The organism is Paraburkholderia kirstenboschensis, assembly GCF_032806925.1.
Lineage (GTDB): Bacteria > Pseudomonadota > Gammaproteobacteria > Burkholderiales > Burkholderiaceae > Paraburkholderia > Paraburkholderia kirstenboschensis.
The window spans coordinates 3,392,860-3,407,209 of sequence record NZ_CP136513.1 but is presented as its reverse complement, the minus strand read 5'-3'; the positions used below and the strand labels follow the sequence as shown (position 1 = coordinate 3,407,209).

13 protein-coding genes are annotated in these 14,350 nt (G+C 64.0%); 7 read left to right on the top strand and 6 right to left on the bottom strand.

Going from position 1 to position 14,350, the window contains the following annotated elements:
- The gene (locus RW095_RS37945) at nucleotides 1–894 is read right to left on the bottom strand and encodes a LysR substrate-binding domain-containing protein (RefSeq protein WP_317020800.1); all 894 of its coding nucleotides are present in this window, start codon (nucleotides 892–894) and stop codon (nucleotides 1–3) included.
- Between the two features lie 254 nt (nucleotides 895–1,148).
- Between RW095_RS37945 and RW095_RS37940 the strand changes: the two genes are divergently transcribed.
- Nucleotides 1,149–1,808, top strand: coding sequence for a LysE family translocator (locus RW095_RS37940; protein WP_317020799.1), 660 nt, complete (start codon nucleotides 1,149–1,151; stop codon nucleotides 1,806–1,808).
- 199 nt (nucleotides 1,809–2,007) lie between these two features.
- Nucleotides 2,008–2,796 (top strand): sulfite exporter TauE/SafE family protein, encoded by a 789-nt coding sequence (locus RW095_RS37935; protein ID WP_128584373.1) that lies wholly within the window; start codon nucleotides 2,008–2,010, stop codon nucleotides 2,794–2,796.
- A gap of 88 nt (nucleotides 2,797–2,884) precedes the next feature.
- Here RW095_RS37935 and RW095_RS37930 read toward each other — a convergent pair whose 3' ends face one another.
- A complete protein-coding gene (locus RW095_RS37930) occupies nucleotides 2,885–3,133 on the bottom strand; it encodes a hypothetical protein (RefSeq protein ID WP_317020798.1) in 249 nt (82 codons plus the stop codon).
- Here RW095_RS37930 and RW095_RS37925 point away from each other — a divergent pair.
- Nucleotides 3,132–3,374, top strand: a complete 243-nt coding sequence (locus tag RW095_RS37925; RefSeq protein WP_317020797.1) for a hypothetical protein — start codon at nucleotides 3,132–3,134, stop codon at nucleotides 3,372–3,374. The two genes, RW095_RS37930 and RW095_RS37925, sit on opposite strands and share 2 nt — an antisense overlap.
- Before the next feature lie 125 nt (nucleotides 3,375–3,499).
- Here RW095_RS37925 and RW095_RS37920 read toward each other — a convergent pair whose 3' ends face one another.
- Nucleotides 3,500–3,853 carry a BON domain-containing protein gene (locus RW095_RS37920; protein ID WP_317020796.1) on the bottom strand — a complete coding sequence of 118 codons (354 nt, stop codon included), beginning with the start codon at nucleotides 3,851–3,853 and terminating at the stop codon, nucleotides 3,500–3,502.
- Nucleotides 3,854–4,550: 697 nt separating this feature from the next.
- Between RW095_RS37920 and RW095_RS37915 the strand changes: the two genes are divergently transcribed.
- The 3 genes from RW095_RS37915 (at nucleotide 4,551) to RW095_RS37905 (ending at nucleotide 7,964) form a co-directional block, all read left to right on the top strand.
- Complete coding sequence (locus RW095_RS37915; protein ID WP_317020795.1) at nucleotides 4,551–6,050, top strand: TAXI family TRAP transporter solute-binding subunit; 1,500 nt, start codon at nucleotides 4,551–4,553, stop codon at nucleotides 6,048–6,050.
- A 99-nt stretch (nucleotides 6,051–6,149) separates the two neighbouring features.
- Nucleotides 6,150–6,794: a 2-hydroxychromene-2-carboxylate isomerase gene (locus RW095_RS37910; RefSeq protein ID WP_317020794.1), complete on the top strand. Its 645-nt coding sequence runs from the start codon at nucleotides 6,150–6,152 to the stop codon at nucleotides 6,792–6,794.
- 204 nt (nucleotides 6,795–6,998) lie between these two features.
- Nucleotides 6,999–7,964, top strand: a complete 966-nt coding sequence (locus RW095_RS37905) for a LysR substrate-binding domain-containing protein (protein WP_317020793.1) — start codon at nucleotides 6,999–7,001, stop codon at nucleotides 7,962–7,964.
- Nucleotides 7,965–8,137: 173 nt separating this feature from the next.
- Here RW095_RS37905 and xdhC read toward each other — a convergent pair whose 3' ends face one another.
- From xdhC to xdhA, 3 genes are read right to left on the bottom strand one after another with little or no spacing between them, the layout of a single operon-like run.
- Nucleotides 8,138–8,728: a xanthine dehydrogenase accessory protein XdhC gene (gene xdhC, locus RW095_RS37900; protein WP_317020792.1), complete on the bottom strand. Its 591-nt coding sequence runs from the start codon at nucleotides 8,726–8,728 to the stop codon at nucleotides 8,138–8,140.
- A 17-nt stretch (nucleotides 8,729–8,745) separates the two neighbouring features.
- Nucleotides 8,746–11,109 carry a xanthine dehydrogenase molybdopterin binding subunit gene (gene xdhB, locus RW095_RS37895; protein ID WP_317020791.1) on the bottom strand — a complete coding sequence of 788 codons (2,364 nt, stop codon included), beginning with the start codon at nucleotides 11,107–11,109 and terminating at the stop codon, nucleotides 8,746–8,748.
- A gap of 45 nt (nucleotides 11,110–11,154) precedes the next feature.
- Nucleotides 11,155–12,708, bottom strand: a complete 1,554-nt coding sequence (gene xdhA, locus RW095_RS37890) for a xanthine dehydrogenase small subunit (RefSeq protein WP_317020790.1) — start codon at nucleotides 12,706–12,708, stop codon at nucleotides 11,155–11,157.
- A 378-nt stretch (nucleotides 12,709–13,086) separates the two neighbouring features.
- On the opposite strand from xdhA, the gene RW095_RS37885 reads away from it, so the two are divergent.
- Nucleotides 13,087–14,298, top strand: a complete 1,212-nt coding sequence (locus RW095_RS37885) for an MFS transporter (RefSeq protein ID WP_317020789.1) — start codon at nucleotides 13,087–13,089, stop codon at nucleotides 14,296–14,298.
- Nucleotides 14,299–14,350 lie beyond the last annotated feature (52 nt).

The following is a 14,350-nucleotide window of genomic DNA, read 5'->3' as shown; positions in this document are numbered from 1 at the left end:
TTAAACCGTGCGCAGCAAATGCTCCAACAAATGCGACGCGGCGAGCGTCAGCGCGTTGCAGTCGCGCAGGCAGATCACGAAGCGCCGCTCGGCCCACGCTTCGTGCAACGGCACGGCGACGATGCCGTATTCGTCGGCGGCATGACGGGGCAGCGCCTCGCCCGGCAGAATGGCTACCGCGAGGCCGGCCTGGATAAAACGATAGGCGGCGTCGAACGTCGACACGTAGGTGCGATAGTTGAGCTCGCGCCCTTTCTCAGCCGCGATCCGCTGCATCAACGCATTAACCGACGCGTTCGACGAGAGCCCGAGGTGGTCGAACGCGAGCGTCTGCTCGAAGCCGATGCCTGCCTCGCCGGCAAGTGGATGATCGCGCGGCACGATCAGCGCGAGGTGATCGGCGCGATACGGCAGCGCGTCGAGACTACCCATCGGCACCACGTCGCGGCAGATGCCGAGATCGGCCACGCCTTCCTCGAGGCCGCGAACGATTTCCGTGCTCACGCGCTCTTCGACATCCACGCGAATCTGCGGGTTGGCCTTTAAAAACTCTGATAACGCCTCGGGCAAAAACTCGACCATCGACGACACGTTCGCCAGCACGCGAACATGGCCGCGCGCGCCGGCCGCATATTGGCTCAGCTCGGCCTGCATGCGTTCATGGCCGCGCATGATGAGCCGTGCATGCCGCAACAGCGCCTCGCCCGCGGCAGTGGCGCGCACACCGCGCTGACTGCGCGAAAGCAGCGCGACGTCGACGAGCGCCTCGAGATCGGCGAGCCGCTTGCTGACCGCCGACGGCGCGATGAACTCGCGTTCCGCGGCGCGCGCGATCGTGCCTTCCTCGCAAACGGCAATGAACAAGCGCAACGTCACCTGATCGATCTGCCACATGCCGGACGGCTCCCAAATTAGAGTGGGGAAAATTATGCCCGAGTAAAGCGGCGTCCGACTTCATTCCCAGGGTATCCACGGTTGATACGTGAGCAGCGCTTGCGCGTTGGCTTCCCTCCTGACCCGCTGACCCGCTTGCTCGCGGCTTGCTGGCTCGCTATGCTGAGCGTTGCTCGCGGGCACCGTCCCTAACGTATTGCGCGGCGCTCCAGCGGCTGTATCGCTATCGACCGTAACAACTCACGGAAATCTCCATGTCCATGACCAGTCTCTTCTTTACCGCCGCCGGCGTCGGTCTTGCAATTGCCGCGCCGGTCGGGCCCATGGGCACGCTTTGCATCCGCCGCACGCTGACGGGCGGCCCGAGCGCAGGGCTCGCGATCGGCCTGGGCATAGCGAGCGGCGACGCGTTCTATGGTCTAATCGCGGCGCTCGGGCTCGTCGGCATTTCGCAGTTCATGCTGGCATACGACCGGCCGTTGCATCTGCTTGCCGGATTGTTTTTGCTGTATCTCGGCGTGCGCACGCTGCTGCAAAAACCTCCCGCCGACGCGGCCAACGGCGAACCGAACGGCAATGGCAACGGCAACGGCAAGCTCGCGCAAGTGGGCCGTGCCGGGGCGCTGCGCGCCTACGCGAGTTCCTTGCTGCTCACCCTGACCAATCCGCAGACAGTCATCATGTTCGCCGCATTGTTCACGACGCTGGCACCGCGCGGCGCATTTTCGTCGACGATTGCGCTCACGACGGTCGGCGGCGTCTTCTGCGGCTCGATCGCGTGGTGGTGCTTTCTCGTGACGGTGGTATCGCTCGCGCGGCATGCGATCGGCAGCAAATTGCGGCTCGCGATCGACCGGTTCGTCGGGATCATGCTCGCGGCCTTCGGCGTCGTCGAAATTCGCCGCGCGCTTTGAGCGCTTGGCCGCGCGCGGACGACCGCGGCATTGGCGTTTCCCCGCGTTCGTACGTTGACGCGTCAGTTTTGCGACAATAGCGGCTTTCGCTGCGCCGAGCGTTGCTGATGCCCGACTTGCCGACTTGCGTCGGCGGTGGGGCACACGCGCGCCGCCCGTGCCCTAACTGTCAATCCACCGACCGCCAGCGGTCTCATCAATGGCTCTTCCCCATATCGATTTGCTGTACTCCGCCTCCGGCCTGTTCGTCGGCTTTCTGGTCGGGCTAACGGGCGTTGGCGGCGGCTCGCTGATGACGCCGATCCTGGTCCTGCTGTTCAACGTCCACCCGGCGACCGCAGTCGGCACCGACCTTCTGTACGCGTCCGCCACCAAGGCGACCGGAACGCTGGTCCACGGCCTGAAAGGTTCCGTCGACTGGCAGGTGACGCTGCGGCTCGCCGCCGGCAGCGTGCCGGCCGCGACGGTCACGCTGGTGCTGTTGCACCGCTATGGGATGGACACGCCCGGCGCGAGCCGGCTGATCCAGATCGTGCTCGGCGCTGCGCTGCTGGTGACGGCGGTCGCGCTCGTGTTCCGCCCGCAACTCGCGGCGCTCGGCGCGCACCGCCAACGCACACCCAGCCAGGGACGCACGCTCGGCCTCACCATGCTGACGGGCGCGGTGCTCGGCGTGCTGGTGTCACTGACTTCGGTGGGCGCGGGGGCGATCGGCGTGACCATCTTGCTGCTGCTTTATCCGATGCTGCCGACAATGCGCATCATCGGCTCCGACATCGCGCATGCGGTACCGCTCACGCTGCTGGCGGGCGCGGGCCACTGGCTGCTCGGTTCGGTCGACTGGTCGATGCTGCTGTCGCTGCTCGTGGGCTCGCTGCCGGGCATCGCGCTGGGCAGCATGCTCTCCGCGCGCGCGCCGGATGCGTTGCTGCGCAATCTGCTCGCTGCGACGCTCACGCTGGTGGGCGTGCGCCTGGTGCTGGCCTGAAGCTGGCCTGAAGCCGGTGAGGCGCCAGCCCGATGTTCGTCTTATGTCGGGCTGACGCACATCAGATGCCGGGCTCGCGCCGTCGCCCTCACCTGAAAAAGCGGCAGGTCAGATCGGCCTCGAACTGTCTGACCCATTGACCATGGCGGTCGTAATACGATTGGGCCCAGCCGCCACGCCGCACGGTGACGAGGCGCTCATGGGCAGCATCGGCGGGATCGGCATAAACGCTGATGTCGAAATGCGCGGGCGCGAAGCCGCGTCGCGCGCACACCAGTTCGAATGCGGCCCGGTCGGTGATGGGCAGATCGGTATAGCGCAGGAGCGTAGGTTGCATGGCGTTGATTCCGGTTCTTCATGCATACGGTACGCTTTGCGCGGCGTCCGAAATGTGTCATCGCACACAGTTGGACGACGGCGCCTTGTTTGCCGCACACCATCTGATGAAACCGTCATTGCCGTTTCGTCAGCGCCGTTTGACTAATGGCGTGGCAGAAAACAAAAAAGCTCCGGCATGGCTGCCGGAGCTTTTTTGTTCGCGCGCATCGAAGTGGCGCATTGCGTCGGGAAATGCCTGAGGCAATGCCTGGCGACGCCGCCACTTGCCAAGCCGCGCCGTGTGAGGCGCGCTGATTGCTGCGCCGCTAAGCGCCTGATCAGTGCGCCGTCACAGCGGGCTTACCGATGCGCCCGCTCGCCGCGCTTACTGCTGCATCACGTTCAGCTTGTTCGACACCGACGTCACGCCGGCGACACCCTTCGCTGCCTCGCCGGCCGCGTCGATCTGACCTTGATCCGGCACCGAGCCCGTGAGCGTCACGGCGCCGCCGCGGGCACGCACGGCGATGTTGGACACGTCGATGCCCTGCGTCTTCGCGAGCGCGGCGCGCACCTTGCGGCCCAGCTGGCTATTGGCCTTCTTGCTCGCCTTCGCGCTGGCGGCGGGGGCGGCTGTCGTGCCCGTTGCCGTTGCATCGCTTGCCTGAGCATAGACGTTACATGCCACCACCATTGCCACCACCGAGCTCAGCGTCTTCAGAAAACCGACCGATTTCATATTGCTTCTCTCCTTAGCATCACATTGGACCGCTTGAATAAGCGGCTTCGTTACGACTACCTGCGGCCATGCCCGAGGCGCGACGAGGCGCGCGGCGAGGCAATGGCCGGCTATGGCTGCGACACGAGATGCGAGAGGCGAAGGGAGGCCGGCTGCCATATTCCGCACGCGATGGCGAAGACGCTCATGCGATGCGGTACGGAGACCGGCAAGCCGCGATATTCGCAGACGCGCCCGGTTCTTGTGTGTCGTGCCGGGTCGCGCCGCGCGAAACGTGTGTTCGCGGCAGCGATGCACAATTTAATCTAGCCGCGCCAGAAGCGCAAAGGGTTTAGTCATGCTCGATGCGAGCGAGCCGGGTTGAAAGCGCATGTTTGCACGCATTCAGATGCGCTTCATGCGGTTCCAATACGCGCTTCACATGCTGAAGCGCTCGTCGCCGAGGCGCTTTTTATTGGCCGCCTGCTCCCCGCTCGCTGCCGAAGCACTTGCCGCTCACTGCGCTTTCGTTGCGTGCTCACTGCCGGCTCTTCGCCAGGCGCTCGCCGCTCCGCCACTCCGTAGTCACTTTTTGTTACGGGTTTCTCCGCGCCCGGCCCAGTCGTCCATTCCGCCGCCGCGGCAATCTCAGGTACCATCGGCGCCACGCGCAGCCCGCCATCCAGTTCACTCCCGATCGTAGCCGTCCTGTCATCCGATGAAGCCAGCCACCGGCCTCAAACGCCCTCCCCACCTCGTTGCCCGTTTCGTCGCGATCTCGTGGCGCGATCTGGCTGTGTCGTTCGGGCCGATCGTGCTGGTCGCCATCGTCGCGATCTGGCTCGCCGTGCGTCTGATCCAGCCCGCGCCGCCCAGCACGCTCACCATTAGCGCCGGCCCGCAAGGCAGCAGCTTCTGGACGGCGGCCCAGAAGTACAAGGAGATTCTGGCGCGCAACCGCATCACGTTGAACGTGCTGCCGTCGGAAGGCTCGCTGCAAAACCTCAAGCGGCTGTCGGACCCGAACTCGAACGTCGACGTGGGCTTCGTGCAGGACGGCGTCGCGCCCGGCGCGGCAAGCAGCGGCCTGATGTCGCTCGGAAGCGTGTCGTATGTGCCGCTCGCGATCTTCTATCACGGGCCGACGGTCGCGCGGCTCTCCGAATTCAAGGGCGAGCGGCTCGCGGTCGGCGCCGAAGGCAGCGGCACTCGCGAACTGGCGCTCGCGCTCCTTAAGGCCAACGGCATCGAGCCGGGCGGCGCGACGAAACTGCTGCCGCTTTCCGGCGACGAAGCGGCGCAGGCGCTCATCTCCGGTAAGGTCGACGCGGCTTTCCTCGCCGGCGATTCCGCGCAACCCGCGGTCATGGGCAAGCTTTACCGCACGCCGAACGTGCAGTTCTACGATTTCTCGCAGGCCGACGCATACACGCGCCGCTTTCCGTACCTGACGCAACTCGAATTGCCGATGGGCGCGTTCGATCTCGGCAAGAACCTGCCGTCCGCGCCTATCCACATGGTCGCGCCGACCGCCGAACTGGTGGCGCGCGACTCGCTGCACCCCGCGCTGTCCGACCTGCTCATCGAGGCAGCCCGCGAAGTGCACGGCAAGGCGAACATCATGCAGCGCGCGGGTGAATTCCCTGCACCGCTCGCCCATGACTTCACGATCAGCGACGACGCCGCGCGCTACTACAAGTCGGGCAAGGGCTTTCTGTACCGCGTGTTGCCGTTCTGGCTCGCGAGCCTTGCCGACCGGCTGCTGGTGGTGGTCGTGCCGCTCGTGGTGCTGCTGATCCCGGCACTGCGCCTCGTGCCGTCGCTGTATGCATGGCGCGTGAAGTCACGCATCTATCGCTGGTATGGCGCACTGATCGCTATCGAGCGCAGCGCGCTCAGCGACCATTCGCCGGCCGAGCGGGCGTCGCTTCTGCAACGGCTCGATGCGATCGAAGACTCGGTGAATGGTCTGAAGATGCCGCTCGCCTATGCCGATCAGTTCTATGTGCTGCGCGAGCACATCGGCTTTGTCCGGGCAAGGCTCACGCAAAGCCGCGATGCGCAGCGCGAAATGTACGAAGAAGAGCCGGACGAAGGTGCCGACCAGGACTCTGTCATAGCAACCGAAGCAGGCGACGCCGACACTGCGCCGGGCGCGCCGAACGAAGCCGCGGAGATTGGCGAAACACGCGCCGACGAGCGCCGCAAACCAGATTGACGGTGCAAGCCGCCGCCGCACCGCGTAAGATCGTTACAATTCCGACGATCTGGCAGACGCATCCGCCGATCTGTCGGACAGGCAATCCGGGAGACATATATGACCGTTGGCATCGACGCCGCGCAGCCGCTGTGGTTTTACGATTTCGTCTCGCCGTTCACGTATCTGCTGCTCGAACAACACGACAAATGGCCGGGCTTCGACTTCGTATTCACGCCTGTGGTGCTGAACGACCTGTATCGTCACTGGGGGCAACGGCCGGCTTACAGCGTGCCGGCCAAGCGCACCTTCCTGTACCGGCACGCGCTCTTTCGCGCGGAGCAACTCGGCATACCGTACAAGATGCCGCCGGCTCATCCTTTCGACTCCATGAAGCCCCTGCTGCTCGCCACCGCCGCTCAGGCAGACGTGTTCTGTGTGCGCGAGATCTTTCGCTTCATCTGGCGTGAAGGCCGCGATCCGTCGAGCGAGGCGGCATTCGCCGAATTGTGCGAACGGGTGGGCATGCCGGACGGCCCCGAACTCATCAAGAGCGAAGAAGTGAAGGCGCAGTTGCAGCGCAATACCGCCGACGCCATCGGCCTCGGCGTGTACGGCGTGCCGACGTTCCGGCTGAACGACCAGTTGTTCTGGGGAGAAGATGCGTTGCCGATGGTGTTGTACTGTGCACGCACGCCCAATTGGCTGGAATCGAGCGAAGTGAAGCGGATCAGTGCGCTGCCGTCGGGTTTGGCCGATATTTGAGCGTTCGGTGCAGTGGCGTGCGCATGCCGCACCGAGCGCTGCTGATGCCGGTCATACCGCGCCCGCTATGGCGGCCGCAATGCAATCGGGCCTAAGGTTATAACCTTTGCGCCATGCACGGTCCGCGCGGTGGTCGCCTCTCGCGCGGGGCGGTCTCTCGGCGGATTCGTACGACGCCCGCTCGACTTCGCTTGCCTCTTTTCCATGGACGACACCGCCGCCTCCCTCGATATCTGGCTCGTGCGCGTGCTGCGCACGCTGCTCGTCGAGCGCAGCGTCACGCAAACCGCGCTGCGTCTGAATCAGACACAGCCTGCAATCAGTACGGCGTTGCGCAAGCTGCGAGAGACGCTGAACGACCCTATCCTCGTACGCGGCAAATCGGGCATGGTGCCGACCGAATATGGCGAGTCGCTGCTCGCTTCCGCGCAACGGGTGTTGCGCGAGGTGGATTTCGTGGCCACGCCGCACGGCGACTTCGATGCCGGCCGTTCGCGCCGCACTTTTCGGGTAGCCGCGCCGGATTATCTGAACGACTTCTTCATGCCGACCGTGATCGCGCAGTTCCGCGAGGCGGCACCGCACGCGCGGCTCGAAATCGATTCGCTGAGCCCGATGCTCGACCACACTGCCTCGCTCGATGCGGGCGAGCTCGACCTCGTGATCGGCAACTGGCCGAAGCCCGATCCGCGTTTCGAGCGCAGCGACCTGTTTTCGGACACGGTTGTGTGCCTGATGCGGGCGGACCATCCGTTAGCGCGCGCGCCGCTCACGCGCGACGCGTATCTCGCGGCGCCGCATCTCACGCCGACTCCCTACAGCGGCGCGCGCGGTGGCGCCATCGACATCGGGTTTGCGCGCGCACGCGCCGAGCGGCGCATCGTCGCCACGCTGCCGTATTTCGGCCTCGTGCCGCAGACGCTGCTGCAATCCGATCTCATCTTCACGACGACGCGGCGCTTCGCGACGCACTACGCGAGCATTCTGCCGCTCGCGGTTGTCGAGGCGCCCATTCCGTTTCCGCGTATCAAGTGCTACCAGATGTGGCATCCGCAGCCGGATCGCCCGAGTGATCTTGGCTGGCTGCGTGCGTTGATGTCACAGGTGTCGGACGGGCTGGTCGCGCGGAAGGTTCGGCGCACGAAGCGGCCACGGCAAGGGCCAGCCTGAGGGCGGTGCGGACGCTGCTAATGGAGCGATGAGGCGTCCATGCGGCTGAGACGGTTAAGGAGTCTTCGGCGACCGATGCGCTTGCGGCTGTCGACGGGTTGCGGCGACCGATGCGGTTGACGTAGTTGACCCGGTCGCCCCGGTTTTTATGCGGCCAAGGCGGCCAAGGCATTTCAGACGTTTGTCGCCACAGGCCGACGCGCCGCTTGCGTTCCGTTCCCTGTTGCGGCCTGAGCCGCGGTTCGCCGCCCGCGGACCTGCAGCAACTCGGCGCATACCGCCACTGCGATCATCGCCGGCGCCTTATCGACGATGCCAGGCACGCCGATCGGACATGTCATCTGCTCCAACCGTTCGAGCTCCACGCCACGCGCGCGCAGGCGCCGTTCGAACTTCACGCGTTTTGTCTTCGAACCGATCATGCCGAAGTAGCTGAAATCGCGCCGCCGCATGATACGTTCAGCGAGCGAAAAATCGAGCGCATGGTTATGCGTCATCACTAGAAACCAGGCGCCGGGCGGTGCCGTATCGACGATCGCGTCGGGCGTGTCGGTGGCTTCGATCTGCACGTTCGCAGGCGTTTCGTCGGGGAACAGTTCGTCGCGCTCGTCGACCCACTGGACTACGCACGGCAGGTTGCCGAGCAACTGGATAAGCGCATGACCCACATGGCCCGCGCCGAACAGCGCGATGTGCATGGGCGCGGGACGGGGTTCGTCGACCGCGCTGCGCCGGCCGATCCGAATCGAAGAACACTGGTTCATCGCATTCATCTCTCTCATCACCTCGCGGCCGACGTGGCGGCTCGCACCGCACCGATCGCCCTGAGGATTTCCTCGCTCGTGGCAGGTGCATTGAGCGGCGGATTCACCCGATGACCGCCCACTGCCGACACCGCATCGCGAATCGCAAAGAACACCGAGAACGGCAACAGCAACGGCGGCTCGCCGGTCGCTTTCGAGCGATGGATGCTGTCCTCAGCATTGCGATTCTTGAACAGACGCACGTTGAAAACCGGCGGCGTATCGTTGACGGTCGGGATCTTGTAGGTGGACGGCGCGTGCGTCATCAGCTTGCCGCCTGCGTTCCACCACAACTCCTCGGTGGTGAGCCAGCCCATGCCCTGAATGAATGCGCCTTCCACCTGGCCGATGTCGAGCGCCGGATTCAGCGACGCGCCCACGTCGTGCAGCGCGTCCGCGCGCAGTACGCGCATTTCGCCGGTCAGCGTGTCGATCACCACTTCTGACACGGCCGCGCCATACGAGTAGTAGTAAAACGGCCGGCCTTGCAGCTTCGCCTGATCCCAGTAGAGCTTCGGCGTTGCGTAGAAACCGTCGGACCACAGCTGGATTCGCGCAAGATAAGCCTTTGCGATGACTTCTTCAAACGGCACCACGGCCTCGCCGACAATCACGCGCTCGTGCGCGAAGCGCACGTCGGAAGCATTGACCTCGCCGGCGCCGAAACGCTCGGCGGCAAACGAGGCGAGCCGTTCGCGCAGCTGACGCGCCGCGTCCTGTGCAGCCTTGCCGTTCAGATCGGAACCCGTCGAAGCCGCCGTCGCCGACGTATTCGCGACCTTGCTCGTATCGGTCGCCGTCACGCGAATCCGGTTGAAGCCGACGCCCAGTTCATGCGCGACGACCTGTGCGACTTTCGTGTTCAAGCCCTGGCCCATTTCGGTGCCGCCGTGATTCACGAGCACCGAACCGTCGGTGTAGATATGCACGAGCGCGCCGGCCTGATTGAAGTGCGTGACGTTGAACGCAATACCGAACTTGACTGGCGTGAGTGCGAGGCCTTTCTTCAGCACCTCGTTGTTAGCGTTGAATTCGTTGATCGCCGCGCGGCGCGCGCGATATTCGCTGGTCGCTTCCAGTTCGTCGATCAGTTCGTGAATCACGTTGTCTTCGACGATCTGGCCATACGGCGTCTGATTACGCTCGGTCTTGCCATACAGATTGCGGCGGCGCACGTTGAGTGAATCCTCGCCGATCGAGCGGGCCACGTTGTCCATGATGTATTCGATCGCAAACGCGCCTTGCGGACCGCCGAAGCCGCGAAACGCGGTGTTCGATTGCGTGTTGGTCTTGGCACAGAAGCCGTCGATAGTCACATCGGACAGCCAGTACGCGTTGTCGAAGTGGCACAGTGCGCGCGTCATCACCGGGCCGGACAGGTCCGCTGAGAAACCGCAGCGCGAGGTCATGTCGACGGCGACGCCTTCGATCACGCCCTTCTCGTCGTAGCCCACTTCATACATGTAGTGGAAGTCGTGCCGCTTGCCCGTCACCATCATGTCGTCGTCGCGATCCGGGCGCAGCTTCACGGGGCACAGCAGCTTCCATGCGGCAAGCGCCGCGCAACACGCAAAGAGACCCGACTGCGATTCCTTGCCGCCGAAGCCGCCACCCATTCTGCGACATTCGACCAGCACGTTATGGGACGCAATGCCCAACGCGTGAGCGACAAGGTGCTGCATTTCAGTCGGATGCTGCGTCGAGCAATACACGTGCATGCCGTCGTCGTCCTTCGGCACCGCATACGAAATCTGCCCTTCCAGATAGAACTGCTCCTGGCCGCCGAGCAGCATTTCGCCAGCCTCGCGATGCGAGGCGCGCGCGATCTTCGTGCCGGCCTCGCCGCGCGCGAGCTTCATCGGCGGCAAGACATGTTGATTGGCGGCGCGCGCCTGTTGCGCGGTCAGGATTGCAGGCAATTCCTCGTAGACGATCTCCGCGCGGCGAGCGGCGAGCCGCGCAGTCTCGTGCGACGTCGCGACCACGATGAACACCGGCTGGCCCACGTACTGCACGATCCCGTCGGCGAGTATCGGATCGTCGCCGTGGACGATCGGCGCGACGTCGTTGGCACCGGGAATATCGTCCGCGGTAAAGATAGCGACCACGCCGGGCGTCGAGCGCACCTTGTCGAGCGACATGGACACGATCTTTGCGTGCGCTTTGTTCGACAGGCCGAGCGCGGCGTGCAGCGTGCCCGCGACCGTCGGGATGTCGTCCGTGTAAGTCGCGCGACCGCTCACGTGGAGATGCGCCGATTCATGCGGGCGCGACACGTGAACCTGCGTGAAGTCGTCGAGCGCCTGAGCGTCCTTCAGAAATGGTTCGGCATGCTGATTCATTGTTGTGTTCTCCGTATCCTTCGTGCGCTTCGCAGGTCTCGCGCGTCAGGCATTTGCTTCGACGTTGCCGCTGATACCGACATTTGCAGGCGCGCAGGCCGCGACCACCGCGCGCACATGGAGCGAGCTTTTCGGCAACGGATTGTCGGGACGCGTTTCGAGCCAGAAGCGATACAACGTGTTCTTTGCAGCTTCGAGACGATAATTGCTGGTCGCGCGCATATCGGAAAGCGGCGCGTAGTCGTTGCCGAGCGCGAGCATCGCGGCTTGCGCGGTGGCTTCATGCCATTCGGCGTCGCGCAGCACGGCTTCTGCGTGCGTTGCGCGCTTCGGCGTTGCGGCCATGCCGCCGAACGCGATGCGCGGCTCACGAATCACGTCGCCGTCGGCGACAAACGAGAAAGCGGCACACACCGCGGAGATGTCCGAGTCGAAGCGCTTTGACAGCTTGTAGGTGCGGAATTGCAGCTTTTCGCGCGCGCCCGTGCGTGTCGGCACCTTTACGCCGACGACGAACTCGTGCTCCGCCATATCCTTCTTCTGATACGCGAGGTACAGGTCTTCGAGCGGCATTTCGCGTTCAACGCCGCCACCGCGGACAATCACGCGCGCGCCGAGCGCGATGAGACCAGGCATCGAATCGCCGATCGGCGAGCCGTTGGCGATGTTGCCACCGAGTGTGCCCGCGTTGCGAATGGGCAGCGAAGCAAAGCGTTGCCACATTTCGGTCAGCTCGGGATACTGCTTCGCGATCCCCGCATAGGCGTTTTCGACCGTCACGCCCGCGCCAATTTCGATCCAGTCGGCACGCGTTTCGAGCTTCTGCAATTGCGCGATCTGTCCCACGTAGACGACATTGCCGAGTTCGCGCATCTGCTTGGTGACCCACAGTCCGATGTCCGTACTGCCCGCGAGAATGCGCGCGGCCGGCTCGGCCTGCTTGATCCGCGCGAGCGCTTCGACCGTGCGTGGCGCGTCGAAGCGCTGGCCGGCGTGCTCGTAATGGAACGTGTCGTCGCGTTGCAGCGTCGCAAGCGTGCCTGCGAGTGCCTCGACATTCACCGGTGCCTTAGGCCCGGGGGCTTCGAACATGCGCACGGCCGCATCCACGATCGGCCGATAGCCGGTGCAGCGGCACAGATTGCCTGTGAGGGCGTTGCTGATCGCTTCGCGCGAGGGCACCGTCTTGTTCGCGCAGCCGTGCTCGTGACCGTGCTTTTCGTAGAGCGACCACATCGACATGACGAAGCCCGGCGTGCAAAAACCGCACTGCGAGCCGTGGCAGTCGACCATCGCCTGCTGTACCGGATGCAGCGAGCCGTCGGGCTGACGCAGATCTTCGACGGTGAAGAGCGCCTTGCCGTCGAGCGTCGGCATGAACTGGATGCAGGCATTGACCGCCTTGAAGTCAACGCCGCCCTCTTCGTTGCGCTCGCCAATCACGACCGTACACGCGCCGCAATCGCCTTCGGCACAACCTTCCTTGGTGCCGGTGCAGTGCGCGTCCTCGCGCAGATACTGCAGGACCGTGCGGGTGACGGGCGCGTCCTTGATCTCGCGGATCGCGTTGCGATGGTAAAAGCGAATTGGCTCAGTCATGGCTTATTGCTCTCGAATGTTCTTTGTGCAGCAGGGATGGTTCGAAAACTATCACCGTCAATAAATACAACCCATAGCTCGGGTCGCATGCGGGACATATTCTCAAAGCGATATTGAGACGGAATCGGAGCGCTTTCCGCTTATGTTGGACTGGCTGGATTGAGACGTTTGGTCCTGAGACACCTCGTTTCAGCCAGTTTTTCCGACGCTCGCGAAGCAATTCCGCGCGCGTCTGCAGGACCGGGTCGAGCATCTCGGCCCCACCATCTGTGGCTGTGCGCGTGCTTAAGTCCGATCAATTATTAAGCAAATCCTGCAAGAGAATCGGTTACATGGGAGAATCACGTCTTTCCGCCGTTTTCAAGTCTCGTTTTCCCCATGTCCACCGACACAGCGACACCCCGCAGCGAATTTGCGACGACCATGCAGATCATCCCGGTCGTCTTTTTCACGTTTCTTTGCTATCTGACGATCGGCATTCCGCTAGCGGTGCTGCCGGGCTACGTGCACGACGACCTGGGCTACAGCGCGGTGCTCGCGGGCGCGGCAATCAGCGTGCAATACCTGGCGACGCTGGCGTCGCGGCCGCTGGCAGGACGTTCGGCAGACACGCTTGGACCGAAGCGCACGGTGACGATCGGCTTGCTCGGGTGCGGCGCGAGCGGCGTTCTGTTGCTGCTGGCGGTTTTGTGCGGACGCTGGCCCGTGCTGAGCCTCGGCCTGCTCGTGTGCAGCCGGCTCGTGCTCGGATTCGGCGAGAGCCTGTGCGGCACCGGCGCGATTCTGTGGGGGATCGGCCGTGTGGGCACGAGCAACAACGCGCGGGTAATTTCATGGAACGGCATCGCCACATATGGCGCACTCGCAATCGGCGCGCCGCTCGGCGTTGCGATCGAGCGGACGGTCGGGTTTGCGGCGCTCGGCATTCTGGTGATCCTGCTTGCGGCGCTCGGTTTCTATCTCGCCCGGCCGATCGCACCTGTGCCGATCGTGCACGGTGAACGGATGTCATACCGAAGCGTGTTCACGCGGGTCCTGCCGCACGGCATCGGCCTTGCGCTCGGCTCGGCCGGTTTTGGATCGATTGCGACGTTCATCACATTGTTCTATGCGGCGAAGCAGTGGCCGAACGCGGCGTTGTCGCTGACGGTGTTCGGCACGCTGTTCATCGGCGCGCGGCTGCTGTTCGCCAACACGATCAAGACGTACGGAGGATTCCGGGTCGCGATTGTTTCGTTTTCGTTTGAATGTGTCGGCTTGCTGATGCTGTGGCTTGCGCCTGAGCCGCATATTGCGCTCGCGGGGGCGGCGTTGACCGGATTCGGCTTTGCGCTGGTGTTTCCGGCGCTTGGAGTCGAGGCAGTCGGACTCGTGCCGCCCGCTAGCCGTGGTGCGGCTTTGTCGGCTTATTCGGTGTTTCTGGATCTGTCGTTGGGAATTACAGGGCCGTTGGCAGGGTATATTGCCGGCGAGTTCGGGTATGGGTCAGTGTTTCTGTTTGCGGCGATTGCCGCTGCCGCGGGTGTGGGGCTCTCCAGCTTTCTTTATCTTCGGGATGTGAAGGTTGGCAAGATGCCTGCGGCGCTTTGAGCAGTTTTCGGCTCAACGCACCAACTCATAAGTGAGTTCCGTGGCTCCGGCC